The organism is Shewanella sp. MF05913 (genome assembly GCF_059758095.1).
This window is the reverse complement of record NZ_JCAYNT010000001.1, coordinates 182,287-208,192: the sequence shown is the minus strand read 5'-3', so window position 1 is coordinate 208,192 and position 25,906 is coordinate 182,287. Positions and strand designations below refer to the sequence as shown.

The 25,906-nt window shown below is 42.2% G+C and carries 22 protein-coding genes; 11 read left to right on the top strand and 11 right to left on the bottom strand.

Features of this window, described 5'->3' with window-relative positions; translation table 11 throughout:
* Positions 1 to 236: 236 nt before the first annotated feature.
* On the top strand, positions 237 to 974 hold the full coding sequence (locus AC19MV_RS00945) for a YciK family oxidoreductase (protein ID WP_498305297.1): 738 nt from the start codon (positions 237 to 239) through the stop codon (positions 972 to 974).
* A 176-nt stretch (positions 975 to 1,150) separates the two neighbouring features.
* Here AC19MV_RS00945 and AC19MV_RS00940 read toward each other — a convergent pair whose 3' ends face one another.
* The 6 genes from AC19MV_RS00940 to pspA all read right to left on the bottom strand — a co-directional run bounded on the left by AC19MV_RS00940 (position 1,151) and on the right by pspA (position 5,588).
* On the bottom strand, positions 1,151 to 1,495 hold the full coding sequence (locus AC19MV_RS00940; RefSeq protein ID WP_498305295.1) for a ComEA family DNA-binding protein: 345 nt from the start codon (positions 1,493 to 1,495) through the stop codon (positions 1,151 to 1,153).
* A gap of 143 nt (positions 1,496 to 1,638) precedes the next feature.
* Positions 1,639 to 2,727 (bottom strand): TIGR01620 family protein, encoded by a 1,089-nt coding sequence (locus tag AC19MV_RS00935; protein ID WP_498305293.1) that lies wholly within the window; start codon positions 2,725 to 2,727, stop codon positions 1,639 to 1,641.
* A 23-nt stretch (positions 2,728 to 2,750) separates the two neighbouring features.
* Entirely contained in the window at positions 2,751 to 4,193 is a 1,443-nt protein-coding gene (locus AC19MV_RS00930; RefSeq protein ID WP_498305291.1) for a YcjX family GTP-binding protein, read from the bottom strand.
* 69 nt (positions 4,194 to 4,262) lie between these two features.
* On the bottom strand, positions 4,263 to 4,658 hold the full coding sequence (pspC, locus tag AC19MV_RS00925; RefSeq protein WP_498305289.1) for an envelope stress response membrane protein PspC: 396 nt from the start codon (positions 4,656 to 4,658) through the stop codon (positions 4,263 to 4,265).
* Positions 4,645 to 4,884, bottom strand: a complete 240-nt coding sequence (pspB, locus tag AC19MV_RS00920) for an envelope stress response membrane protein PspB (RefSeq protein ID WP_498305287.1) — start codon at positions 4,882 to 4,884, stop codon at positions 4,645 to 4,647. Before pspB ends, pspC begins: the two co-directional genes overlap by 14 nt.
* A 20-nt stretch (positions 4,885 to 4,904) precedes the next feature.
* Positions 4,905 to 5,588 (bottom strand): phage shock protein PspA, encoded by a 684-nt coding sequence (gene pspA, locus AC19MV_RS00915; RefSeq protein ID WP_498297686.1) that lies wholly within the window; start codon positions 5,586 to 5,588, stop codon positions 4,905 to 4,907.
* A gap of 193 nt (positions 5,589 to 5,781) precedes the next feature.
* Between pspA and pspF the strand changes: the two genes are divergently transcribed.
* From pspF to fabV, 7 genes are all read left to right on the top strand, one after another.
* The gene (pspF, locus tag AC19MV_RS00910; protein WP_498305285.1) at positions 5,782 to 6,852 is read left to right on the top strand and encodes a phage shock protein operon transcriptional activator; all 1,071 of its coding nucleotides are present in this window, start codon (positions 5,782 to 5,784) and stop codon (positions 6,850 to 6,852) included.
* 83 nt (positions 6,853 to 6,935) lie between these two features.
* On the top strand, positions 6,936 to 8,561 hold the full coding sequence (locus AC19MV_RS00905; protein ID WP_498305283.1) for an ABC transporter substrate-binding protein: 1,626 nt from the start codon (positions 6,936 to 6,938) through the stop codon (positions 8,559 to 8,561).
* A complete protein-coding gene (locus tag AC19MV_RS00900) occupies positions 8,562 to 9,593 on the top strand; it encodes an ABC transporter permease subunit (RefSeq protein ID WP_498305281.1) in 1,032 nt (343 codons plus the stop codon). It begins immediately after the preceding gene.
* Complete coding sequence (locus tag AC19MV_RS00895; protein ID WP_432405238.1) at positions 9,580 to 10,470, top strand: ABC transporter permease subunit; 891 nt, start codon at positions 9,580 to 9,582, stop codon at positions 10,468 to 10,470. Before AC19MV_RS00900 ends, AC19MV_RS00895 begins: the two co-directional genes overlap by 14 nt.
* A gap of 3 nt (positions 10,471 to 10,473) precedes the next feature.
* On the top strand, positions 10,474 to 11,481 hold the full coding sequence (locus AC19MV_RS00890; RefSeq protein ID WP_432405235.1) for an oligopeptide/dipeptide ABC transporter ATP-binding protein: 1,008 nt from the start codon (positions 10,474 to 10,476) through the stop codon (positions 11,479 to 11,481).
* Positions 11,462 to 12,247 (top strand): peptide ABC transporter ATP-binding protein, encoded by a 786-nt coding sequence (locus AC19MV_RS00885; protein WP_432405231.1) that lies wholly within the window; start codon positions 11,462 to 11,464, stop codon positions 12,245 to 12,247. Before AC19MV_RS00890 ends, AC19MV_RS00885 begins: the two co-directional genes overlap by 20 nt.
* 105 nt (positions 12,248 to 12,352) lie before the next feature.
* Entirely contained in the window at positions 12,353 to 13,555 is a 1,203-nt protein-coding gene (gene fabV, locus AC19MV_RS00880) for an enoyl-ACP reductase FabV (protein ID WP_498305279.1), read from the top strand.
* Between the two features lie 570 nt (positions 13,556 to 14,125).
* Here the strand turns inward: fabV and AC19MV_RS00875 are convergent.
* On the bottom strand, positions 14,126 to 15,895 hold the full coding sequence (locus tag AC19MV_RS00875; protein WP_498305277.1) for a flavocytochrome c: 1,770 nt from the start codon (positions 15,893 to 15,895) through the stop codon (positions 14,126 to 14,128).
* Between the two features lie 275 nt (positions 15,896 to 16,170).
* Here AC19MV_RS00875 and AC19MV_RS00870 point away from each other — a divergent pair, with 275 nt between their 5' ends.
* The 3 genes from AC19MV_RS00870 to AC19MV_RS00860 all read left to right on the top strand — a co-directional run bounded on the left by AC19MV_RS00870 (position 16,171) and on the right by AC19MV_RS00860 (position 19,537).
* Complete coding sequence (locus AC19MV_RS00870; protein WP_498305275.1) at positions 16,171 to 17,220, top strand: porin; 1,050 nt, start codon at positions 16,171 to 16,173, stop codon at positions 17,218 to 17,220.
* Positions 17,221 to 17,408: 188 nt separating this feature from the next.
* Entirely contained in the window at positions 17,409 to 18,296 is an 888-nt protein-coding gene (locus AC19MV_RS00865; protein ID WP_498305273.1) for a LysR family transcriptional regulator, read from the top strand.
* A complete protein-coding gene (locus AC19MV_RS00860) occupies positions 18,293 to 19,537 on the top strand; it encodes a DUF819 family protein (RefSeq protein WP_498305271.1) in 1,245 nt (414 codons plus the stop codon). The genes AC19MV_RS00865 and AC19MV_RS00860 overlap by 4 nt, the downstream gene beginning before the upstream one ends.
* A 54-nt stretch (positions 19,538 to 19,591) precedes the next feature.
* Here the strand turns inward: AC19MV_RS00860 and AC19MV_RS00855 are convergent, their stop codons facing one another.
* The 4 genes from AC19MV_RS00855 to lon form a co-directional block, all read right to left on the bottom strand.
* Complete coding sequence (locus AC19MV_RS00855; RefSeq protein WP_498305270.1) at positions 19,592 to 20,485, bottom strand: AraC family transcriptional regulator; 894 nt, start codon at positions 20,483 to 20,485, stop codon at positions 19,592 to 19,594.
* Positions 20,486 to 20,793: 308 nt separating this feature from the next.
* Positions 20,794 to 22,671 (bottom strand): SurA N-terminal domain-containing protein, encoded by a 1,878-nt coding sequence (locus AC19MV_RS00850; RefSeq protein ID WP_498305268.1) that lies wholly within the window; start codon positions 22,669 to 22,671, stop codon positions 20,794 to 20,796.
* Between the two features lie 220 nt (positions 22,672 to 22,891).
* Entirely contained in the window at positions 22,892 to 23,164 is a 273-nt protein-coding gene (gene hupB / locus AC19MV_RS00845) for a nucleoid-associated protein HU-beta (RefSeq protein WP_160053351.1), read from the bottom strand.
* 263 nt (positions 23,165 to 23,427) lie between these two features.
* Positions 23,428 to 25,779 carry an endopeptidase La gene (gene lon / locus AC19MV_RS00840; protein ID WP_498305267.1) on the bottom strand — a complete coding sequence of 784 codons (2,352 nt, stop codon included), beginning with the start codon at positions 25,777 to 25,779 and terminating at the stop codon, positions 23,428 to 23,430.
* Between the last annotated feature and the right edge of the window lie 127 nt (positions 25,780 to 25,906).

The window sequence follows — 25,906 nt, the reverse complement described above, 5'->3', positions numbered from 1 at the left end:
ATTAATTTTGTTTTCCCCAAGAATTGGTCACAATAGTCCAATCATGCGACCAAAAGGACTTATGTTAGTCCTTAACTATTCTCAAGTTAACGCAAAATTATAGAGTTAGCTACAAGTTTGTTACATGCAAATGACCTATTCGCATACAATTATCAATCATTTGTTTCAAACGGTCGTTTATTTTTTATTCGGTTCTAGATTTGACGGGCGATTGCGCTTAGAGGAATTAATTAATCATGTTGGAATATCAAGCTGCAAAAGATTTACTTAATAATAAAACTATCTTGGTTACTGGGGCTGGAGACGGAATTGGCCAGGCAGCCGCGATTGAATTTGCTAAGCACGGCGCGACCGTTATTTTACTGGGTAAAACCGTTAAAAAACTTGAAAAAGTGTACGACGAAATCATTAATGCAGGTTATCCGCCCCCTGCTATTGTGCCACTTGATTTAAAAGGGGCAACAGAGCAGAACTACATCGACATGGCAGAAACCATAGCAGAGCAATTTGGTCACTTAGATGGGTTATTACACAATGCCTCACAACTCGGTGCATTAGGCCCGTTTGAACACATTGATCTTGCTTCGTTAGAGACCATAATGAAAGTCAATGTAACGGCTCAGGCTATTATGACCAAAGCGTTATTACCGATAATGCGTAAAGCACCACATGCATCAATTATCTTTACTTCTAGCAGTGTAGGCCGCAAAGGTCGAGCTTACTGGGGGCCTTATGCTTTCTCTAAATTTGCGACCGAAGGCATGATGCAAGTGTTAGCTGATGAATGTGATGAAACACATGTACGTGTGAATACCATTAACCCAGGTGCGACTCGCACGGAAATGCGCGCTAAAGCATACCCAGCAGAAGATCCACAAACATTAAAAACGGCACTGCAAATTATGCCGACTTACTTATTTTTGATGGGTGATGAATCTATTGGCACTAATGGCCAGGCATTGAACGCGCAATAATGAGTCTGTAGCATTTAATCGACTCAAATGAATGAGCTGTACTCAAATAGTACAGCGACATTTATTGAACAAAAAAACGGAAGCCAAGGCTTCCGTTTTTATTATTAATTTTACTACACCTAAATTGAACTAGTTCAACTAAACTAACTTCAATTGGCTAACTTCAATTTGCTAGCTTAAAAGCTGATTTTCTTCGCATTTTGACCGACTAATTTCTCGCCGACACCTTTTACCATAGTCAATTGCTGTAAATCTTCAAACTTACCATTTTTAGCTCGATAATCGACAATAGCTTGCGCCTTAGCTTGACCTATGCCCTTAAGCGATTGTAGCTCGGTGACACTGGCTTTATTTACATTAACACTGGCTAATTTAGCCGTGTTTTTGTCAACGGTTGTGGTTACTTTTTTGGATGTTTCAGCGGCAACGTTGGTTTTGGCTGAGTCGGCGGCAAAAGATGAGGTGCTGAAAAAACAACATAAGCACATAAATACCGCAGTTAATGTCAATGATGACTTCATTAGAGTCTCCTTGTTTCCTTAAATTGCTGGCATGTTCCCTACTCCATAAGCCAGCGCGAAGATTCAGAACGCTATGCTGTTTCTAAATCGACACTAACTGTAGTCAACAATGATGAGTTGTACATAAAAAACACAATTCGCTATCACTGATTATTAACTTTTTCTGTCGTTTTGGTTTTTGTCTTGGTCATTATCGACGAGGTAAATTGGCTTAATTCACCCAATAAATGCTGGTGAACTTGAGTTAGCTTAGGCTTGTTTTTAGCTTTAAAAGCAATAGGACGACATAAACTCATGGCCTGGTAGCCTAGCCTTGCTGTGAGCAAGCCACCGCCCAGTCCCTGCGCTATCCGAGTGGATAATTTACCGGTCATTTCAACAGATAATAATTGTGTGCCGAGATCGGTAATCACTTCAGTACTGCCCGCGTAAATCACATTGATAATGATGCTACGGATAAGCTTAATCCGACTCCAATAGCCTAATTCAATGCCATAAATAGCAGCCACTTCATTAATCATCTTTTGATTTCGCCACAAAATGATGGCCATATCTAACGCGGCCAACGGACTTGCAGCGAGTAATAATGCCGACTCAGCGGCAAATCGATTGACTCTTTTTTTCGCTAACAAATCGCGTTCACTAAGCACTATTTGATCAAACAGCATGACAATCTCAGCATCATTATGCTCTTTATTACTGGCCTTAATGTAATGCTGCTTTGCCTCAGTATTAGGATATTTTGCTAAAATAGGAGCAATAAATTTATTGGCTTCTCCCATTTGCATACTTTGCGATAATCGCTCTGCAATAGCCTGGTGATCGGCCACTTTTTTAAGGTTAACCAATTTGCGCCATTCTTTAAGCACCCCGACCCCAGCCCATAGACTCACAATGGCCAAGACGGAGGCATAAAAACCAAACAACCAGGGGCTTTGATTGAATGATTCCATTAACCCTAAGGCCGTTTGCACAACGGCTAATAAAGCGACACTGATTAACGATAACACCGCTAACCTAGACCAGCGTTTAGGCTTGCTGGGGGCAATACTGTCAGAGATTGACTCAGGCAGTTCATCTAGAGCTTGTTCGCACACAAAATCAACGTCATTGAATGATTGCGTTGGTTTAATAGGCTCAGCGGTGTTGCTTGCCTCTGCGTCGTTAATAAGTTCAGCGTCAGTAAAGACTTGCGATTTTTTAAGTCCCGAAGCGTTATTTGTCTGATTCATAAAAGATACTCACACTCATGCAACTAGGTTAATTTGTCGCCTAATAGAAACTCTAAAAGATGGTCTAGACGAATATGTTCAAACGTTGGATGAGTTTCATTTAAATGGCTAATATTAGGAGGTAAAAAGGCGTTAAAGTTAAACCCCTGTTGTTGCCAAAATGTGGCATCAGGCAAGGTTATTGGCACATCGCCGGGATAAACCGTTATTTGCTTGCCGTCTAGGCCTGTGCCTTTGACCACTTCTTGCTGGCCGTTACCTGTATTGACCATGCCATGTTGCGTTGCTTTAATCGCACTGATGGCCATGGTCTCAACTTCGCTGCCTTCAAAATTGGCGTAGTGCTGGCTTTGTTGCAGCATGGCGTTGAGTAAACTCAGCACATGACTTTGTTGGTCTCTTGTCACCCGGTCTACCTGGCTTGCAGCAAATAATACTTTATCAATACGGGGTGAAAACAGACGCTTAATTAAGCTTGATTGCCCAAACTGAAAGCTTTCCATAATACTGTTTAACGCTCGGCCCATATCAGTAAACTGTGCTTGCCCCTTGTTTAATGCATTTAAGCAATCCACCAGCACCACTTGGCGGTCAAAACGTGAAAAGTAATCGCGATAAAAAGGCTTAACCACTTGTGAAACATACTGCTCATAACGGCGTTTTAATACATGATAATTTGAGTCATTAGGGCTTGAAGCCAGTTCAGAATGATTCAACGGGCTAAGGCCCAATAAAGGGAAAAAGGCTAATAATGGCGTGTTCTCATATTCGCCGGGTAACAGCATCCGTCCGGGTTGGGCGTGGTAAAAACCTTGTTCACGGACTAAGTCAACGAGCAGGTTTTGGTAAACATCGGCGACATATTTAAGTTGTTGTTCATCAGCGACTTCAGCTAAATCTAACTTGCTCACCGCCTGAGTAAATTCGTCATAGTAAGGAGAGCAACTCAAACTGGTTACATTTTGCTGTTGCGATAAACACCAATGAGTAAAGTCATGTTTGAGCATAGGCAAATCAAGTAACCATTCACCTGGGTAATCGACTATATCGACATATAATGTGGCGCTGTCAGTTAATTTGGCCAATATGCCTTGTTGAGGTTGATACTTTATTGCTAGGCGTAATTCAGTAATGGTTCGCGTTGATGCTGGCCAATGTGGCGGGGATGAGTTTAATGCATTCATTGAACCTTGATAATCAAAGCTGGCGATGTCTAAGTCTGGCTGCATAGCACGCTGTACGCCAATTAAGCGATCTTCTCTGGCAACTTGCCACAAAGGTAATGGGTTATGTTTATTGCCTTTACCGGCATGTAACAGCTGATTGACCAGTCCACTAATAAATGCCGTTTTACCGGCACCAGATAAACCCGTAACAGCAAGCCTAACATGGCGATCTGTACTACGGTTCACAATAGATTGAGCCGCTTGAGTCATTTTAAACAAGGAACGATCTAATAATCTCATAATGGCTAACAGATCCTTACATCACGAGTAATAACAAAACAAGGGCGGTAAACCGCCCATTTAGAGTAATTAAAGACTATTGATTTCCCGCTTTAAGTCAAAGCTATCTGACGTAACGTGTTTCTCTAGTCGCTGCAATCGAGTTTCCAGTCCATTAAACTGACGGCTGACATCAAATAAGGCACGTTTTGCAGGCTCACCGGCTTGCCATACCTTCTTTTTAACTTCAATGTCCTTGTGTTGTTCGTCATATTCTAATGTCTGTGGTTTAACATCTAATATCATCCACAATGCAATATAAATCACAAACACCACACCGGTACCGCCAAGCAGAAATATCGATACTGCTAACACGCGCACTAACCAGGTTTCAAAGTTAAAGTAATCCGCGATGCCTGAACACACTCCCGCTATTTTACCACTTTTAGGATTGCGATATAACGTTCGACTGCTAGATGTGCCCATGTTTCGCCCTCCACTCTGGTGAATCAGTATCTAAAATCGCTTCTAAGGTTTCTATGCGATGGCTCATTTTTTCAGCTTTCGCAATTAAATCATTAAGCTGACCGAATTCTTCCTCTGTGAGTCCTTGGCTCACTTGTCGCTTACTGCGGTAGTGAAGAATCAACCAAATGGGGGCAACAAACATCATAAAGATGATAATTGGTGCTACAAGAAGATCCATATCCATAACTCACCTCTGAAAAATTATTATGCTTTTGATTTAGGTTGTGATTTTGCGTTTACTTTTGCTTTCAGTGCAGCTAACTCATCGTTAACAGCATCTTCAGCTTCTAATGCGGCAAACTCATCGGCAAGTGAATCTTTTTTACCTAAGTCATATGATTCAACTTGAGCTTCGAGGCCTTCTACACGACGCTCGTATTGCTCAAACTTCATCATTGCATCATCAATTTTGCTTGAATCAAGCTGCTTTTTCACTTCTAAGCGTGAAGTGGCAGTTTGCTTACGCATAATGATGGTCTTTTGGCGAGCACGGGCATCATTCAACTTTTCTTGCAGTTGTGCCACTTCGTCTTTTAAACGTGTGATATGTTCTTCAACAACTTGCAACTCCATTTCAAGCGTTTGCAATAAACCCGTGGTTTTTTGCTTTTCAATTAAGGCGGCTTTTGCTAAGTCTTCACGATCTTTAGATAATGCTAACTCAGCTTTGTTCTGCCAATCTTGAACTTGCTCTTGCACACGACTAATGCGACGTAACAGTTCTTTTCTCTCAGCCAATACTTTGGCAGAGGTTGAACGTACTTCTACTAACGTGTCTTCCATTTCTTGAATGATAAGGCGAACCATTTTTTCTGGATCTTCGGCTTTATCTAGTATTGCACTGATATTTGAATTAACGATATCTGCAAAGCGAGAGAAAATTCCCATAATGTATTCCTCAAAAAGTAACGTGGATGTCGCAATAGGTATTACACATTGCGTGCCAACTTTTTCAACTATAACAATATCAGCTAGTTATACAAATATTTAACTTTTACTTTCATTTATTAACTAAGCCATCTATTATGATTTTCACCAATTATTAGTCTAATTCACTAACAATTTTGCGAGTAAGCCAACTGTGAGTAAACAATACCAACAAGATAATCTCATCGGCCAATCTAATGCGTTACTCGAAGTATTAGAACATGTGTCTAAAGTCGCACCGTTATCAAAACCGGTGCTCATTATTGGTGAGCGCGGTACCGGTAAAGAGCTTATTGCAGAGCGTTTGCATTACTTATCTGCCCGATGGGACCAAAGCTTTATAAAACTTAATTGCTCATCATTAAGTGAAAACTTACTCGAAAGTGAACTGTTTGGCCATGAGTCTGGTGCATTTACAGGTGCCAAAGGTAAACACGAAGGCCGCTTTGAGCGCGCCGATGGTGGAACATTGTTTTTAGATGAATTAGCCAATACCTCTGGGCTTATTCAAGAAAAACTTTTGCGAGTCATTGAGTACGGCGAATTTGAACGTGTTGGTGGCAGTAAAACCGTACAGTCGGATGTACGTCTCATCTGTGCTGCGAACGAAGATTTACCAGCACTTGCTGAAACAGGCGAATTTAGAGCCGACTTGTTAGACAGATTAGCCTTTGATGTGATTACCCTACCGCCACTTCGAAGCCGCACCGAAGACATTATGACGCTAGCCGAACATTTTGCGATTAGTATGGCAAGGCAGCTCGGGCTTGAATATTTTGGCGGTTTTGGCGCCATCGCCATTGAGCAACTGATGATGCACGATTGGCCGGGTAATATCCGAGAGCTCAAAAATGTGGTTGAACGCAGCGTGTACCGAGAAGGCTCTGAAGGCCAAGAGATTGACCACATTATTTTAGACCCATTTGCGTCCCCCTATCGCCCATTGAGTCGAGTTAAAACAAGCGAACGTCAAGCAAAACCAATCGAATCCGTAATAGACAAACCGCAAGCGGATGCAGAACAAAGCGAAGTGGCAATAATGCAAAGTAGCATTGAGTTTCCGATAAACTTCAAAGAATACACCGAAAATGCTGAAGTGACTTTATTACAACGCGCACTGGCTGAAGGCCTATATAATCAAAAGAAAACCGCGGATTTACTCGGGTTAAGCTACCACCAGCTAAGGGGTATTCTCAAAAAATACAACTTACTTGATAAGTCGTAAGTGAACTTATGCATCAGCGATTGCTCCACTGACATGAACACTGTTAAAATGTTTACTCAAAGTCGATAAAAAATGATAACACCATGCCTGTTATAGTAAAACGCTGGTATCAGCTGATTTCCTTATGTTTTACCAGTTCGTTACTGGCAGCATGTGGACAAGCACAATTGCCTTCTGGTTTGGTGTATTGCAGCGAAGGTAACCCTGAGAGCTTTAATCCACAATTAGTGACCTCTGGCACCACTATAGATGCCACTTCACACCAAATTTATAGCCGACTGGTGAATTACAGCCAAGCTAAAGCCGATATCATTCCAGGTCTGGCTACTGAGTGGCTTATGTCTGAAGATGGCTTAAGTTACCAGTTTACGTTACGTGAGCATGTGAGCTTTCATAAAACACGCCGTTTTACGCCATCAAGAGACTTTAATGCTGACGATGTACTTTTTTCGTTTAATCGCATTATTGATCCCTTACACCCCTATCACTTAGTCAGTAGAACTGGCTATCCGTTTTTTCAAAGCATTGGATTTGCAGAACTTATTGAGTCCATAGAAAAGGTCAATGACCATCAGGTAATATTTCATTTAACCCGAAAAGATGCCTCGTTTCTCTCTAATTTGGCGACCGATTTTGCAGTCATACTATCAGCCGAATACGGTTATCAATTGTTATCTCAAGGGAAACCAGAGGACATTGATTACTATGCCGTTGGTACCGGCCCTTTTCAGCTCAACCAATATGTTAAAAATGAATACATTCGCTATAAAAAGCATCCCGTTTATTGGGGCCCAACGGTAGAGCTTGATCAGTTAGTGTTTGATATCACCCCAAGAAGCACCGCGCGTATTGCAAAATTGATTACCGGAGACTGCAGCGTTTCAGCATTACCTAAAGCGGGTGAACTCGCCGTGGTCGCGCAGCACCCTGATGTGATTATTGATGCAAAGCCAGGCTTAAACGTTTCTTTTTGGGCGTTTAATACTCAAAAGCCGCCGCTCGATGATGTCCGCGTGAGACGAGCTCTTGCACATGCCATTGATAAGCGTAATATTCTGGATGCGGTGTATAACGATACTGCAGTTGAAGCCACTGGCGTTTTGCCTCCCGCATCGTGGGCTTACTCTCAAAACTTATCACCAAATGAATACAACCCACAAAAAGCCATTGCGTTATTGAGCGAAGCGGGGATTAATAATTTATCAATCAATGTTTGGGCAATGCCCGTTGCACGTATTTATAACCCCAGTGCATTAAAAACCGCCGAACTTATTCAAGCCGATCTCGCCCGGATCGGCGTAAAGCTGAATATCATTAGCTATGATTGGAGTGTGTTTACTCAAAAGCTTTCTGCTTCAAACTACGATTCGGTATTAATAGGATGGAATGCAGATAACAGTGACCCAGATAACTTTTTTACTCCGTTACTCAGTTGTGCGGCATTGGCATCAAACAATAACCGTTCTCGGTGGTGTCAAAAAGACTTTGAACATTTACTCGCTCAAGCACAAAGTGTGACGTCGCAACCAGAACGCAAAGCATTTTATCAATCAGCCGAAGCCATTATTAGTGATCAAGTCCCTATGGTGACGCTGGCTCATGCAAAGAAGGTCGTCCTGAAAAAGAACAATATTACCGCAATGCAAATACGCCCATACGGCGGGATCTCATTTGCTAAAGCGATACAAACATCAGAGGAAGGCGAATAAATGTGGCGTTATCTTTTTAGACGCATCACCCTGTTTGTTGCCACATCGATGTTGATGATAGCAGTGCTGTTTATTGCTACGGGCTTGTTCCCTGCCAGCAAAGCGTATTCGTTGTCAGGGATCCAATATCCCTCTGCAGAGCAACAACGTCAGATAGACATCGATTACCAGTTAAACGATAACGTATTATTGCAATTTACCGCTTATCTTCGGCAACGATTGTCGGGCAATTTAGGTATTTCGAGCAACTCACAACAAACTGTGGCCGGCGAGTTGGCATCGGTGTTACCCGCCTCTTTTGAATTATCATTATTCTCTGGGTTTATTGCAGTATTTTTTGGTGTGCCTATAGGAGTGATAGCCGCTTTAAGTAGAAATAAAGCACTGCAACACAGCATTTTAGCGTTTACATTAACCGGATATTCCATCCCAGTTTTTTGGCTTGGATTAACATTGTCAATGTGGTTTGGGGTTAATCTAGGTTGGCTACCGATTTCAGGGCAAATTAACTTATTATATGAAATCGAACCCGTGACAGGCTTTATGTTACTGGACACATTAATGTCCGAGTCCGCTTATCGTATTCCTGCTTTTCATGACGCTATTCTGCATTTGATATTACCTGCCGTCACCTTAGCGCTGTTGCCATTTACCCTGGTTGTACGCATCACTCGTCAAGCGGTGATTAATGTCATGAATCAAACCTATATTCGCGCGGCTGAAGCTCGGGGATTACATACTTTTAAAATCCTCGTCCGCCATGCTATGCCTAACGCACTGATCCCGGTATTAAAAAGCATTGGCTTAATGCTCGGCTCATTTGCCAGCTACGGTATTGTTGTCGAAGTCATATTTTCATGGCCTGGCGTTGGCAGTTGGTTAGTTTCGGGGATTTATCAACGGGATTATACTGTTATTCAAGCAGGCATTTTGTCTGTGTCGCTGTTAATTATTTTCTTAAGTATTTTGATTGACCTAATGCATACCGCAATCAATCCGATGAGTAGAAAGGAATTATATGCCTCGCATTAAAGTCTATCATGAAGACCATATCGACTCGCCAATGTGGCGGGTTTGGCAAAGCTTTTCATCCAATCCTTTTGCAGTAATCGGTTTGTGGGCGGTAATATTTTTACTGGTGCTAACCATTTTTGCCCCGATTATTGCGCCCTACTCCGCAGAAACTCAAGATCAACTAGTATTGCTCTTGCCACCGTCTTGGGATCCGGCCGGTAAAGTCGAACACTTTTTAGGAACCGATGATTTAGGTCGTGATATTTTCAGCCGCATTTTACATGGCGTGCAACTCACCTTCGGCATGTCGTTATTAATTGTGGCGGTATCATTATTTTTTGGCTTTATTATTGGCTCGTTGTCGGGAATGATGCGCGGTATCAAGTCTAGCGTACTCAGTCACTTACTCGATGCATTGTTGTCTATCCCGTCATTATTAATGGCTATTTTGGTGGTCGCAGTGATGGGGCCTGGGTTGAATAATGTGTTTTGGGGAGTGGTGATTGCCATGATCCCGCAATTTGTGCGTGCCATTCATCTCGCCGTCCATGAAGAACTGCAAAAAGAGTATGTTACCGCTGCAAGGTTAGACGGTGCTAATTCCCTGCAAATCTTTTGGTATGTGATTATGCCTAACGTGTGGGATGTATTGATTATTCAGGTCACGATGGCGATTTCTGCAGCCATATTAGATATTGCCGCACTCGGTTTTTTAAACTTAGGCGCACAAGCGCCGAGTCCTGAATGGGGCGCGATGGTGGCACAGGGATTAGATAACTTATTACTCGCGCCATGGACAGTGACTATTCCCGGTGTTGCCATTTTGTTTACTGTATTATCGGTAAACTTAGTGGGTGACGGTTTACGCTCAGCACTTGCACCAATAAGAAACTAACTTATGCCATTACTCGACGTGCGTAATCTCACCATTGAACTCGATACCGCTCAAGGCCGCGTTAAAGTGCTTGAAAAGGTCAGCCTGACCATCAATCCAGGTGAAATCCATGGTTTAGTGGGTGAATCAGGTTCTGGCCGCAGCTTATTTGCTAAAGCGATTTTAGGTGTACTGGGCCCCAATTGGCACATTATCGCCGACCGTATGATGTGGGACGGTAAAAACCTGCTTGAAATGAGCGCCAAAGAACGTCGTAATTTAATGGGTTGCGACATCGCAATGATTTTCCAAGATCCATCCGGGAGTTTGGATCCAGTTAAAACGATTGGCAGTCAAATTATTGAAGCCATGATACCCAATAAGAATGTGCCTTTTTGGCGTCGTAGCCGCGACACCTATCTAAATGCACAAAAATGGTTACATAAAGTCGGCATCAAAAAACCTAAACAGCTGATGAAATGTTATCCATGGGAGTTATCTGAGGGCGAATGCCAAAAAGTCATGATTGCAATGGCGGTGGCAAATCACCCTAAATTATTGATTGCTGATGAGCCGACCAACTCGATGGAACTCAATACTCAAGCACAAATTTTCAGGTTATTGTCTCAACTTAATCAACTGCAAAATGTCTCCATATTACTGGTGAGCCACGAGCTTGAAATTATGGTGAACTGGTGTGATAACCTGACCATTTTATACAGTGGACAAGTAATGGAATCTGGGCCTGCTGCGGCAATGGCAGAATTGCCCTTTCATCCTTACACTCGAGCACTGTTAAAAAACTTACCTGATCACACTCAAAAAATGCGTCATAAAGCTGACTTACCAACGTTACAAGGTTCGTCACCGTCGATGCAGCACTTGCCTGCAGGATGTCGACTCGGTCCACGCTGCCCTGAAGCTCAGCGTAAATGCGTAAAACAGCCAAACCTTGAGCACATTAAAGGGCGCTATTTTGCCTGCCATTTCCCTTACCAAAGTGAGCAAGAAGATGACGACGCCATTGCTTAAAGTGAACGACTTGTGCAAACAATACGTCACAGGTTATAAACGTTTTAAACCACAATACTATCAAGCTTTGGCGCCTGTATCGTTTGAACTCGAACGCGGTGAAACTATGGCGATTGTGGGTTCTGTTGGTTCAGGAAAGAGTACGTTAGCGCGTATTTTAGTGGGTGCAGAACGACGCAGCGGCGGTGAGATTTTTTTTGAAGGTGAAGCGTTAGAAACACGCAACCAAAAACAACGATGCCGATTAATCAGGATGATTTTTCAAGACCCCACCACATCACTCAATCCACGTTTATCAATAGGTAATTTACTTAAAGAGCCTTTACGTTTTAATACCACGCTGAATTCGAACGAGCGTAAAGCCTTAGTGTTTGAAACCCTGCGTAAAGTAGGATTACTGCCAGAGCATGCCGATTTTTACCCGCATATGATTTCAGAAGGCCAAAAGCAGCGCGTTGCCGTTGCACGGGCATTAATGCTCAACCCGAAAATTATTATTGCCGATGAAGCCTTAACCGCGCTGGATTTATCGGTTCGGTCGCAAATCATTAACCTATTGTTAAAGTTACAAAAAGAGATGGGTTTGTCGTATATTTTCGTGTCGCACAATCTCAATATTGTTCGCCATGTTAGCGACAAAGTCATGGTGTTACAAAATGGCGTTATGGTAGAGAAAACCACCACCGAAGCGTTATTTAACTCACCTCAACATGAATACACCCAACGGCTTATTCAAGAGCAAAGTCAATTTATGCAACGACGCTAAACTGCTCCAACCACTGTACATTTACAGGCTTTTTAGCAAAAATCAGTGCCATTTACGCGTCGAACTATTTATCCTAGAGCCAATGTTAAAGGAAGAAACCTAAATATGATTATTAAACCTAAGATCCGTGGCTTTATTTGTACAACAACTCATCCTGTTGGCTGTGAAGCCAATGTAAAAGAGCAAATTGAACTCACCAAAGCCAAAGGCAAAATTGCTCATGGCCCTAAAAAAGTCCTTGTAGTGGGCTCTTCAAGTGGCTATGGCTTGTCATCTCGTATTGCCTCAGCATTTGGCAGTGATGCAGCAACTATCGGTGTGTTTTTTGAAAAACCAAGCTCAGAAACCAAACCAGGTACTGCTGGGTGGTACAATACCGCGGCATTCGACAAATTTGCAAAAGCGGAAGGCTTATATTCCAAAAGCATCAATTGCGACGCCTTTAGCCATGCAGCCAAACAACAAGTTATTGACCTAATCAAACAAGATTTAGGCCAAATCGACATGGTGGTGTATTCATTAGCATCACCGGTTCGCAAACTGCCAGACACTGGCGAAGTGATCCGCTCATCACTTAAACCTATTGGTCAAACGTATACTGCTACGGCGGTTGATACCAATAAAAATACTATTATCGACACTTCTGTAGAACCCGCAACCGAGCAAGAAATTGCCGACACCATTACCGTAATGGGTGGCCAAGACTGGGAATTATGGATGAGTGCGCTTAGCGATGCTGGCGTATTAGCTGATGGCTGCAAAACCGTGGCTTACAGCTACATCGGTACTGAGCTAACCTGGCCAATCTACTGGCATGGTGCACTTGGGCAAGCCAAGATGGATTTAGACCGCGCAGCACATGCGTTAAATAACCAATTAGCTCCGAAAGGTGGCTCTGCTAACGTCGCGGTGCTAAAAAGCGTCGTCACTCAAGCCAGCTCAGCCATTCCAGTCATGCCACTGTACATTGCCATGGTATTTAAAAAGATGCGTCAAGAAGGCCTACACGAAGGCTGCATGGAGCAAATTTACCGTTTGTTTACCGAACGTTTATACCGTGAAGATGGTCAAGCACCTGTCGTAGACAGCGAAAACCGTTTGCGTTTAGACGATTGGGAATTACGTGAAGATATTCAGCAACACTGCCGCGATTTATGGCCACTAGTGACCACTGAAAACCTCAGCGAGTTAACGGACTACAATGAATACAAAGAAGAGTTTTTAAAACTGTTCGGTTTTGGTATTGATGGTATCGATTACGAAGCTGATGTTGATCCTAGCGTGACATTTGAGGTAATTGAACTGTAACGATCAATTAGCATCTCGTTAGTTCAAACCATTTAACGAAAAGCCGCAATGCACTGCATAGCGGCTTTTTTGTCTTTGAAATAGTGACGAAACTTACTGTCGCTAATCCTTCTTAATATATTTGCTTGCCGTCAAATCATCTAATACCTGTACAGCAAAGGGTTATACCATTTCCATTAATTATGTGACAAATCAGAGTCACTCAGACTGTTCAGTTTGAGGCGCATTGTTGAAATAATGGTTATTCCCTTCTAAGACAATGCAACAAAGAAATGGACGGTCTGAGTGTCTCCTGCAAGGCGGGTTTCTGTGCCTTCTATGCTGCTTAATAGCATTTTTACGTACGACTGCATGGATGCAGGAGGTAGAGCAACGCAGGAGCTGTTGCCGAGAACAACTATGCCTTCAATCCTATTACTTGCCTAGAAGACACAGAACTCCCGCTGAATGACCAGATAATTAGTGGAATTGGTACTAAATTCACGGTCTAGACATTAATTAGGCATAAAAAAGGGTTAAGCCAGATGGCTTAACCCAAAGTAACGCAAGGGATAATAAGATGAAGTGAATCTATTTGTTGTCTAGCGCATATTTAGCCGCATTTTCTCCTGCAATTCGGCCGAAGACCACGGTGTCTGCTATGGCGTTACCACCTAAGCGGTTATAACCGTGTAAACCCCCAGTCACCTCACCAGCAGCAAATAGACCAACAATAGGCTTACTTTGAAGATCAAGAACCGATGCAGTTGTATTGACCGCTACACCACCCATAGTGTGGTGAATACCAGGCGCAACTTTAACGGCATAGTAAGGGCTTTGTGTCATATTAAGCGGCATATCATCACGACCAAACGCAGTATCTTTACCTGTGGCAACATAACCATTGTAGTCACTGACGGTTTTAGCTAAATCGGCCGCTTTCATTCCGGTTTTTTCAGCTAACTTTTCAATGGTATCACCTTTATAAAGCATGTTTAGGTGATCATAACCACGGACCATTTTGGCTTTTGCATATAATTGATTATCAAAAATAAGCCAAGCAAACTGTTCTGGTTGTTTTAAGATGGCATCTGACGCTTTGTCACGCGTGGTTAACTCACTAATAAAGCGATTACCATCTTTGTTCACCATAACAGCACCCACACCACGTACAGTTTCTGAAATCAGAATACGACTGTCTTTACCGACGGTTGGATGCGCTTGAACCCAATCGATATCGGTCATACTGGCACCAATTTCTTTTGCCAGTAACACACCATCGCCTGTTGCGGTAATGTTGTTAGAGCTGGTCATGTCTTTCATTGTTGGACGGTAATAAGCAATCATTTCTTTATTCATGCCATAACCACCAGTGGCTAACACCACTGATTTAGCGCCAATCATGTAATAACCAGTATGCTTACCGTGTACAACAGCACCGACAACACTGTTGTCTTCATTAACCACTAACTTAACAACGCGTGAATTTAAACGAGTATCAATACCTTGAGCTTTGGTTGCTGCACGTAAGGTATCAATAATTTCAGGACCAGAACTTTTACCGCCATGTGGACGGTGAGTACGGTCAACTCGAGCACCACCAGAACGTTTTAGATCGTCTAAGTTAGCACCTAAAGATTCTAACCATTCCACGCCTTCAGCAGATTTTTCGGCAAGAATAGTCACGAGTTTTTTATCATTATGTTGACGACCGCCTTTCATCGCATCTTCGATAAACCATTCAACGCTGTCATCTACACCATGGTCTTTTTGCTGTTTAGTACCAACAGCATTAATACCACCCGCAGAAATCATAGAGTTACCACCACTGAATGGGGCTTTTTCTACCAAAATAACGTCAGCACCCGCTTTTTTAGCCGTAAGTGACGCGTTAAAACCTGCACTACCAGCACCCACGACGAGAACGCCTGTTGATTCACGTGGACCCGCTGCAATGGCTTTTTGAATTTTTTCTTGATCCCAACCAGTATCCCAAGGCTCTTTCTTTTTAGCATCAGAGAAAGGCATGTCTTTATGATCAAATGAGTGACACTCACTGCAGTAAAACTTCGGTTCTTCATGGCCTTTGTGACAACTTGTACAGTTAATGTCGCCTAAATGCGAAGCGTGAGGATCAAATTGTAATTTGTCGTTAGCTAATTCAGCGTAATCGCCATGACATGACTTACACTGAGCATTTTCATGAGTTTCGCTGTCGCTCACTTTAATGGGTTTAGTATGACAAGACTGGCAACTGCCCATATCGGCATGAAATGAGCCCATATCGGGGGTTTTAGCGATTGCAGTACCAGAAGATAGCATCATCACTGCCATCGCTGAGACTAAGTATTTTAGTTTCATTGTTCGTTCCTTTTCTTATGGGTATTAACTTGCTTTGTTGACGACAAGGTTACTCATAAAGAGATACTAAAACTTAGACGTATATCAAATTTGTCTTTTGGTTAAGTTTTTATGAAACCCTGTTCAGACTTTCTTAAAATGCCCATAAATCTAACATGCTGTGACTCACGTTCATGTTCACCCTCACGTTAATCTTTAGCATTAGTCCATGCTTTCAACCCAACCTGAAAGCCAACTCATTCCCAAAAACATTAAATCAATGAGAAGAGATGACTATGAACACAAATAAAAGCTTACTTTCTATAGCGTTACTATCATCGCTATCTGTAATGTCATTAAATGCACTAGCTGATTCGCCTACTGCTTATGGCCGTTTAGATATATCACTCACCAATTCAGACCAGGGGTTCACCACCCAAAATAGAAAAGAAGGCACCGTACTTGAAAACAACTTGAGCCGTGTGGGTGTAAAAGGCAGTGAGAAAATCAATGATGATTTACAGTTGGTTTACCAAATGGAAGTACAGGTAAATAGTGCAACCAATGAGGGTGACGAAGAGGTATTCAGCGCTAGAAGTACCTACTTAGGTGTAATATCAAATGCCGGTACGGTGTTAATTGGTCGTAACGACACTGTGATGAAATCATCTAAAGGTGATGTCGAAGCATTTGATTTAACCAACGCTGCTTATAACCGCATGATTGCTGGTCAAGACAGAAAAGCGGATGGTATTACTTATTACTCTCCGACTATTGCAGGTTTATTTACTGTCAATGGCACCTACCTAATGGATGATAATTTTGAAGGTAGTGACGAAACCCAATATGCGATGAGTGTTGTCGCTGGCGATAAAAAACTTAAGAGCACTATCTATTACGTTGCTGGAGCTTACAACACGATCGGCGGCGTGGATGCGTATCGCGGTGTTGGCCAAGTTAAAATGGGTCAATTTAAAGTCGGTGGCCTATATCAACATACCGAAAGCCAAAGTTACGATCAAAAAGAAGGTGATTCATACTTTTTCACGGTAACTTACGATTTAAACGGGATTGATTTAAAAGTTGAATACGGTCAAGACGAAGCCGGTTTTGGTAAGTTCATCAAATATAACTCAGCAATGGCATCGAGTGCAGATTTCAACCAAGCAACCGATGTTGAAGTGACCTCACTAATATTTGGTGCGAGATATCAATTATCAAAATCGACCATGCTGCAAGCACACTATGCTATGTATGATGGTGAGTATCAAATCGCGAATTCTGGCACCGTAATCGATCTTGTAGACGATAACATTGCAAGTATTGGTGTACGATATAACTTCTAACGCACTCCGATAAAACAAGTATTAAGGCGTTTAACAAGCCAAGTTAACCTACCGTAGCGCTAACTTGGCTTGTTGTTATTGTTGAAAACTTGCACTTGTTAACGTTTTTAACAATTTGATACCCCGTGATATACCTACGGTTAAGCAGGTACGGTATAATTTACAAATTAACCACTATCGATATGCTTATGCGGATCACCTTAAAGCAATTATCTATTTTTAAAGCCATCCATAACTGCGGCCAAATATCCAAAGCGGCTAAAGAGCTGCATATGTCTGTGCCTGCTGTAAGCATGGCCTTGCGCGATTTAGAAGACTCATTAGGCAGCCGTCTATTTGAGCGCAGCAGTACAGGACTCACCATTAATGATAATGGCGCGGTAATACTGCCTTATGCCAATGAAATGCTATCAAAAAGCATGGAATTAGAGCATGTATTTGCGCAAGGTAATAATATTAGAGGCAGTATTAAAGTCGGTTGCAGTAAAACTGCTGGCAATTACGTATTGTCACGAAAAATCCCTTTATTTAAAATGCAGCACCCCTCTGTCGACATAAAATTAGTCATCAATAACAGTCTTTGTATTGAGCAAATGGTGGCTGAAAAAGAATTAGATTTGGGCTTTGTGGACGCAAAACCTGGGCTAAAAAACCTATCTCAAGAACCTTGGCTTAAAGACAGACTTTGCATTGTCACCGGATGTAATAACCCTCTGGTGACAGAAGTCATTACCAGCGAATTATTGTCCCAACAACTCTGGGTGATGGATGAAACTATTTCGGTGTCACGCTTAAGAAATACTCAACTGCTTAAAAGTGCCAACATTACCATTACCCAAGAGTTATCAATGAACACGATGGGGGCAATAAAACGCGCTTTAGGTACTGGTTTTGGAGTCAGTGTACTGCCACTTTTAGCGGTTGAGGAAGAGATTGTTCGTGGTGAGCTAGTCGAACTTGCAATGAACCATTGGGATTACTCGCGTCATTACTGGGCTATTTATCGTAATGATGAACCGCTGACGCGTCTTATACGCGAGTTTTTAGACTTTAGCTTACCCACTTCAGCTCAATGATAAATCAAGATCCTGTCATTCTGGGTTTACTGACTGCCACGCTAGGACTCATTTTTTATACCAGTGAACATCCTCATCGATATTGGCGTAAATTCTATCGGTGGGTGCCGGTGATGGTAGTGTGTTATGTGCTGCCATCATTATTTAACACGTTTGGGCTGGTAGATACCTCAGTAAGCCAACTCGGTAGCATTGCATCGCGTTATATCATGCCAGCTTGTCTCACGTTATTGATCATTAGCGTGGACATTAAGTCTATGCTCATGCTTGGTCCTAAAATAATTGTGCTGTTTTTGGTTGGCAGTGTCGGCATTATTCTAGGCGGCCCTTTATCACTCTATATTTTTTCGCTGTTGTCACCGGACTTAATTAATTGGGAAGGCAGTGTGGCTGCCTGGCGAGGCATGGCGACCCTCGCAGGTAATTGGGTGGGCGGTACGGCAAATCAATTGGCGATGAAAGAGGTTTATGCTGTTGATGACAATATGTTTGCCATCATGATCTCTGTTAACGTGGTATTTTCAGCGATTTGGATGTCATTTTTACTCTTTTGTGCCAATCACGCTAAGGTAATAGATAACACCTTAAACGCCGACCATAATGGTATGAACAAACTGGTTGAAAGCATTAATTTGCGCGACCAATCACAATCTACAATGAAGTTACCAGTACCTACCCTGTCCAGCTATATGGCTATTTTTGCGGTGGCATTTGGGGTCACAGGCTTGGCACATCTGGGAGCCGATCTATTAGTGCCGTTTTTTAGTCAGCACTACCCTCAATCAGAGAAACTCAGCTTCACATCGCACTTCTTTTGGATTGTCATCATTGTCACCAGCATCAGTATTATATTGTCTTACACTAAAGTTCGACAACTAGAACGCCAAGGCGCCTCTAAAATTTCAACTGTGTTACTGTACTTATTAATCGCCACCATGGGATTAAAAATGGACTTAACCATGATCAATGATTTTCCTATTTATTTTGCAATTGGCTTTGTCTGGCTGAGTTTTCATGCATTGCTGATTTTGGTTGCAGGGCTCATCATGAAAGCACCATTAGCGTATATGGCCATTAGCAGCCAATGTTGCATTGGCGGCGCAGCATCATCGCCTATTGTCGCGATGGCATTTAACCGTCATCTAGCCCCTGTTGCAGTGATGTTCTCGGTATTTGGCTATGCCTGGGCCAATTATATGGTGTGGATTTGCGCTGAGTTAATGAAAAACATCCAACCATAAGTTATAGCAATAACCTCATTCCAATGATTTTACTCAACGAACAGCTTTAAAAATCTATTGTATCGGTAGATAAATTTTAACATGTTGCACTTCCCCGTCAGCCGCTACCACATCAAGGCGCTCGAACATCAACGGCGAATCACGTAATTCAACATTATGGGTATTAAGCCATTGGCGATACAAATAACTAACGCCATCATGTAATAACGCGTTGATGTTGTTACCTGTAGTATCGCTACTCACTAACATCATAGCGTAACGACCTGCTGGGATAACTTTAGTCTGCATATCAGGATCTGTTAAGCCGCTTGAGGTTAATCGTACGAAATTGTCGCTGTCGAGAGATACACCAATGCCCATGTGGTAAGGATTGTCCTGTGGATGGCTATAGAGCAAGTTGTACGTATGCCCCACATTAGGGCCTAATGCATTACGTTGACGCCATTGTATAAACCGCTGAACAGTAACGGGGATATCACTAAAATGACCGGTGTGGTTCATGATTGCTAATACTAGCGGATCGAGTGCAATTTCAGTGACTGAGTAATGAAAATCGTTTTCTAAAGGTGCTTGAAATGATTTGAGAGGTTGCTGCTTAGAAAAGAAATTACCCCAATCAGGTGCGTGTTGAAAGGATTGTGGACTTTGACCAATGCTGTCAGTGAAAGATTGGACAAAATGAGTCTCATCAATATAACCCAAACTAGTTGCAATCGTTGCGAGTGATATTTGTTCACCAAAACCTAATTGGTGCGCCGCCTGTAAACTCTTGAGTAAATCAACGTATTGTTCTATCGATAGACGATAAAGCGCATGAAATAAATGTCTAAAATGAGATTCAGCAATGCCGGAAATTTCAGCGAGAACACTGATGTTTACAGGAACATGCATATGCTTATCGACATACGCGAGCGCTTGTTCAAATGCTTTATCAAGTCTATGGCTCACTGCCATCTCCTTAGTCTTTAATTTATACTATTATCGACGATTAACTGGCTAAATGAATGCCCTTCTATTTACATAATCAACTAATCAACTAATCAACATGACTCAATATCGAAACGTTGAAGTTATTTAATTTGATCGAATAATGCTTACCACACTACTTAATTCGCAAATGCGTTAATGCGTTAATGCGTTAATGATCAAATTCAACCAACGCCTCAGCTGAACGACATTGTGTTATCACTTTAAAAACAAAAAGACCTAGGTTTGCAGCCTGGGTCTTTTTTGAAGTATTCATGGCAGCGACTTAATTAATCAGCTACTGGGTACTCAATTTCAGCATCAGCTTTAAGCGTAGCGATGACCGCACGATAATCTGCTTCACTGTATTGTGGCGCTAAACGTTGCTTAAGAGTATTAATTAAGTTGTCATTAATCCCTTCAGCTTCATTCACTTTATCAACCACAATAACCGCATAACCTGTTGCTAACGCAGCAGTATCAATCGTGACACTGTTTGCTGCTGGAGCGGCAATCTTAAAGGCTTTATCGGTAATAGCTTGATCAATATCTTGATTAAAACGACCTAGCTTTGGCAATGCTGTTAATGTTGCACCGCTTAACGTGTCGTTACCTGCTTTTAACTGAGCCATAAATTCGGCCGCTTTTTCACGGGCGGTTTCATTAGCTTTGTCTTGCTTTAAGCGATCGCTAATCCCAGATTTAACATCAGCAAATGGCATAGTACCTGCCATAGTGTGTTGTTTCATACGAATAACAATCACATGATTAGGTGCCAATTCAATGACATCACTGTTCATGCCACTGGCTAACACTTGATCAGAGAATGCAGCTTTAATGAACTCAGGGTTATTAAATTGCGCAGGAACATTGTCACGCGAAAATAATGCGGTAGTTTGCACTTTACCGCCAACAGCTTGCGCAGTTTCGCTTAACGTATCAGGAATTTCATAACTGGTATCAGCAAGTTTACTTTGTAAGCCATAAAACACATCAAGGGCTTTCTTTTCTTGCAACTGAGCAACAATTTTTGCTTTTACATCAACAAATGCAGTTGCTTGGCTTGCTTGTAAATCAAGTAACTTAATGATGTGATAACCAAATTCACTCTTAACAACTGGCGAGACTTGATCTTGTTGTAAGGCAAATAATGCTTCATCGAAAGCAGGATCCATTACGCCTTGTTCAAACCAATCTAATTGACCGCCTTGCTCTGCGCTTAATTTATCGTCTGAATCGGCTTTCGCGACATCAGCAAAATCTTCGCCGTTATTAAGCTTAGCGGCAATCGCGTCTGCTTTGGCTTTATCTGCACTGTCATCGTCAGTAGCAGCAACAAATATATGTGCAGCTAAACGCTTTTCAGCTGTTTGATATTGCGATTGATGCTCGTCGTAATACGCTTTCACTTCTTCGTCTGAAGTTTGGCTGTTTTGAGCCATGTCAGTCGCGTTAAGTTCAACATACTCTAAGCTGACTTGTTCTGGGCTCATAAACTGAATGACGTTAGCATCATAATAGGTTTGAGCTTCTTCGTCAGACACTGAAACAGTTGATAAGTAAGGTGTAGAATCAACCACTAAATAACGAATGTCACGTGTTTGACCCTGAACTTGTGCAAGTTGTTTAGCTTCACCGTCAAGCACAAACTCACTGCCCACTAATGCATTTAATAACTGACGACGAGTCATATCAACACGCATCATGGTTCTAAAACTGGTCGTTTGATAACCTAACTGACGCAGTACCGCAAGGTAACGGTCATTATCAAATTTACCATCAGTTTGAAAAGCAGGCTCTTCAATAATGGCTTTTTTGATTTGCTCATCAGATACACGTAAACCTAATTTATTAGCAGCTTGATCAATTAACTTATCAGCCACTAAACGGTCTAGTACACCTTTCTTGATGCCATTCATGTAATTGTCATCAGCAGCTAGTGCATTAAACATTTCGCCTAACTGTTGCTCAATGCGTGAGCGTTCATTTTGGAATGCATTTTCAAGTTCACTGGCGCTAACTTCTTCACCATTAACGATTGCAGCAGGTACACCTGTGTTAGAGCCTAAATAGCTACTGACACCGGCAAAAGCAAAAGAAAGTATCACAAGCACAAGAATTGTTTTAGCAACAACCCCTTGTGAGCCTTCACGGATTTTTTCTAACATCTGAATTCTCGCTTGTTGCGATTAATAAAATAAAAAGGCGCATCACCTTGTGGATGCGCCTTAATGTAAATTATATGGAGTTATCAGACGCTACCACGGGTATGACCCAATACTCCCAATATTCGTTATGCTATACATAACAATATTGCTTTTCGTAAAAAGCACCGCCTAAGCAGTGCTTGTATTACGAATGCCTTACAAAGGCTACGTTGTTAACGATTTAGTTAACAGCGTCTTTTAACGCTTTGCCAGCTTTGAACGCAGGAATGTTCGCAGCAGCAATTTTAATTTCTTTACCCGTTTGTGGGTTACGGCCAGTACGTTCAGCACGTTGACGTACTTCAAATGTACCAAAACCAACTAGAGAAATCTTATCGCCTTCTTTAAGACCTTCAGTTACCGCAGCGATAAATGAGTCTAGTGCGCGGCCAGCAGCAGCTTTAGAAATATCAGCACCAGATGCGATTTTCTCGATTAGTTCAGATTTGTTCATGTCATCCCCTTGAATGTTATTGTCGCGCCGCAACCAAATCCGTGTTTAGAGCGGTCTGCGGAGGCTTTATTGTAATAAGTTTGATAACACATCAAACCTAGTATGAAAACCAAAAAAATAAAATTGGATACAGCTCAAAGTCAGATGCCCCAAGGGCTTGGTGCGTCTGACTCTCCACAGACCTAGGCTACCACAGGTCAGCGTTTTGTTAAGCCCCTTTTTTCATTTTTTTTATGCTCTACAGCAATTTTTTAACTGATAAGCTATTTTTTAACCACTTCAAAGCCTTCAACTGGTCGCTCAAGCGCCAATTTCAATACTTCGTCAATCCAACGCACTGGATGAATGATTAAATCTGCAATCACATTTGCTGGAATTTCTTCCAGGTCGCGCTCATTTTCTTTAGGAATCAACACGTGTTTGATCCCGCCGCGATGTGCTGCAAGTAACTTTTCTTTCAATCCACCAATCGGTAGCACTTCACCACGCAAGGTTATTTCACCTGTCATAGCAACATCACTGCGCACTGGGTTACCCGTTAAGCTAGACACTAACGCAGTACACATTGCCGCGCCCGCTGAAGGACCGTCTTTTGGTGTAGCACCTTCAGGTACGTGCACATGAATATCACGTTTTTCATAAAAATCGCCGTTAATACCGAGGTTTTCAGCGCGAGCACGAACGACTGTCATCGCCGCTTGAATCGACTCTTTCATGACATCGCCCAGGGAACCGGTATAAGTGAGTTTACCTTTACCGGCAACTGAAGTGGCTTCAATTGTTAATAAGTCACCACCAACCTGTGTCCATGCCAGACCGGTTACTTGACCGATTTGGTTGCTTGATTCAGCTTTACCAAAATCAAAACGTTGTACACCTAGGAATGACTTTAAATTCTCTTGATTAACTTCAACAACTTTGACGGTTTTATCAAGCAAAATGTGCTTAACCACTTTACGACAAATCTTCGATAATTCACGCTCTAATGAACGCACACCCGCTTCACGAGTGTAATAGCGAATAATGCCTAAAATGGCGCTGTCATCGACCTTAATTTCTTTTGCTTTAAGACCGTTACGCTCAATTTGCTTAGTCAATAGATGTTGTTTGGCAATATTAAGCTTTTCATCTTCGGTATAACCCGCTAAACGAATAACTTCCATACGGTCAAGTAAAGGACCTGGAATATCCATTGAGTTTGACGTAGCGACAAACATCACATCAGATAAGTCGTAATCGACTTCGAGGTAATGATCGTTGAACGTTGCATTCTGTTCAGGATCGAGCACTTCTAATAATGCTGACGATGGATCGCCACGCATATCTGAGCTCATCTTATCGATTTCATCGAGTAAGAATAATGGGTTTTTAACACCCACTTTCGCCATTTTCTGAATGACTTTACCTGGCATTGAACCTATGTAAGTACGGCGATGACCACGAATTTCCGCTTCATCACGAACGCCACCTAATGCAACGCGCACGTACTTACGCCCAGTCGCTCTCGCGATAGATTGACCCAGTGACGTTTTACCCACACCTGGAGGTCCGACTAAACACAAGATAGGGCCTTTAAGTTGTTTCACGCGACTTTGCACGGCTAAATATTCAAGAATACGCTCTTTGACTTTTTCAAGTCCGTAATGGTCAGCATCGAGTACTTCTTGGGCCTTGGCTAAATCACGCTTAATTTTAGAGCGTTGTTTCCATGGCACTGATGTCATCCAGTCAACGTAACTGCGCACAACAGTGGCTTCGGCTGACATTGGCGACATCATTTTGAGTTTATTTAACTCGGCAGAGGCTTTCTCTTTGGCGTCACTTGGCATGCCAGCTTCTTCAATCTTGCGCGCCAGCACTTCAAATTCGTCATGGGTTTCGTCTATATCGCCTAATTCTTTTTGGATGGCTTTCATTTGCTCATTCAAATAGTATTCGCGCTGACTTTTTTCCATCTGTTTTTTAACACGAGTACGGATACGTTTTTCAACTTGTAACAAGTCGATTTCCGATTCCATCATCGCCATTAAATATTCAAGACGTTCGCCGACGTTGATCATTTCTAATACCGATTGCTTGTCTTCAAGCTTTAACGGCATGTGCGCCGCCATGGTATCGGCTAAACGCGCGGCTTCATCAATTCCCGACAATGAAGTTAATACTTCAGGAGGGATTTTTTTATTTAACTTGATGTAACCTTCAAATTGACCGATAGCACTGCGAACCAGAACTTCTTCTTCTTTGTCGCTCAACGCTTGAGATTCAAGGTACTCAGCAGTCGCAACAAAGAATTCTTCTTCTTGAGTGTAGCGAGTGATTTTAGCGCGTTGGCCACCTTCAACTAACACCTTTACGGTGCCGTCAGGCAGTTTGAGCAGCTGTAAAATCGAGGCTACAGTACCAATATCAAAAATATCGTCTTTGGTTGGCTCGTCAAGATCAGCATCACGCTGAGCGACCAGTAAAATTTGTTTGTCTTGTTCCATTGCCGATTCTAGGCAACGAATGGATTTTTCCCGTCCTACGAATAGCGGAATTACCATATGCGGGTAAACCACCACATCTCGCAGTGGCAATACGGGGAGTTCGATATGCGCTTCACGCTCTTGGGTCATGGCTCGATTCCGTTTAATGAAATAGACTTAATATTGAGTATATTGGGGTGATGTTGTCAGTTTCAATGGTTAATACGAAAAAAGGAGCCCTATGGACTCCTTATTTTTCAATTTACTGACTATCAGG

Coding starts and splice junctions, on each gene's coding strand:
- AC19MV_RS00895 (WP_432405238.1), top strand. CDS start 9,580: ATGCCTCGCATTAAAGTCTATCATGAAGACCATATCGACTCGCCAATG.
- AC19MV_RS00945 (WP_498305297.1), top strand. CDS start 237: ATGTTGGAATATCAAGCTGCAAAAGATTTACTTAATAATAAAACTATC.
- lon (WP_498305267.1), bottom strand. CDS start 25,779: ATGACCCAAGAGCGTGAAGCGCATATCGAACTCCCCGTATTGCCACTG.
- AC19MV_RS00940 (WP_498305295.1), bottom strand. CDS start 1,495: ATGAAGTCATCATTGACATTAACTGCGGTATTTATGTGCTTATGTTGT.
- AC19MV_RS00885 (WP_432405231.1), top strand. CDS start 11,462: ATGACGACGCCATTGCTTAAAGTGAACGACTTGTGCAAACAATACGTC.
- AC19MV_RS00900 (WP_498305281.1), top strand. CDS start 8,562: ATGTGGCGTTATCTTTTTAGACGCATCACCCTGTTTGTTGCCACATCG.
- AC19MV_RS00935 (WP_498305293.1), bottom strand. CDS start 2,727: ATGAATCAGACAAATAACGCTTCGGGACTTAAAAAATCGCAAGTCTTT.
- AC19MV_RS00875 (WP_498305277.1), bottom strand. CDS start 15,895: ATGAAACTAAAATACTTAGTCTCAGCGATGGCAGTGATGATGCTATCT.
- hupB (WP_160053351.1), bottom strand. CDS start 23,164: ATGAACAAATCTGAACTAATCGAGAAAATCGCATCTGGTGCTGATATT.
- AC19MV_RS00930 (WP_498305291.1), bottom strand. CDS start 4,193: ATGAGATTATTAGATCGTTCCTTGTTTAAAATGACTCAAGCGGCTCAA.
- AC19MV_RS00860 (WP_498305271.1), top strand. CDS start 18,293: ATGATAAATCAAGATCCTGTCATTCTGGGTTTACTGACTGCCACGCTA.
- AC19MV_RS00870 (WP_498305275.1), top strand. CDS start 16,171: ATGAACACAAATAAAAGCTTACTTTCTATAGCGTTACTATCATCGCTA.
- AC19MV_RS00890 (WP_432405235.1), top strand. CDS start 10,474: ATGCCATTACTCGACGTGCGTAATCTCACCATTGAACTCGATACCGCT.
- AC19MV_RS00850 (WP_498305268.1), bottom strand. CDS start 22,671: ATGTTAGAAAAAATCCGTGAAGGCTCACAAGGGGTTGTTGCTAAAACA.
- pspA (WP_498297686.1), bottom strand. CDS start 5,588: ATGGGAATTTTCTCTCGCTTTGCAGATATCGTTAATTCAAATATCAGT.
- fabV (WP_498305279.1), top strand. CDS start 12,353: ATGATTATTAAACCTAAGATCCGTGGCTTTATTTGTACAACAACTCAT.
- pspC (WP_498305289.1), bottom strand. CDS start 4,658: ATGGGCACATCTAGCAGTCGAACGTTATATCGCAATCCTAAAAGTGGT.
- AC19MV_RS00905 (WP_498305283.1), top strand. CDS start 6,936: ATGCCTGTTATAGTAAAACGCTGGTATCAGCTGATTTCCTTATGTTTT.
- pspB (WP_498305287.1), bottom strand. CDS start 4,884: ATGGATATGGATCTTCTTGTAGCACCAATTATCATCTTTATGATGTTT.
- AC19MV_RS00865 (WP_498305273.1), top strand. CDS start 17,409: ATGCGGATCACCTTAAAGCAATTATCTATTTTTAAAGCCATCCATAAC.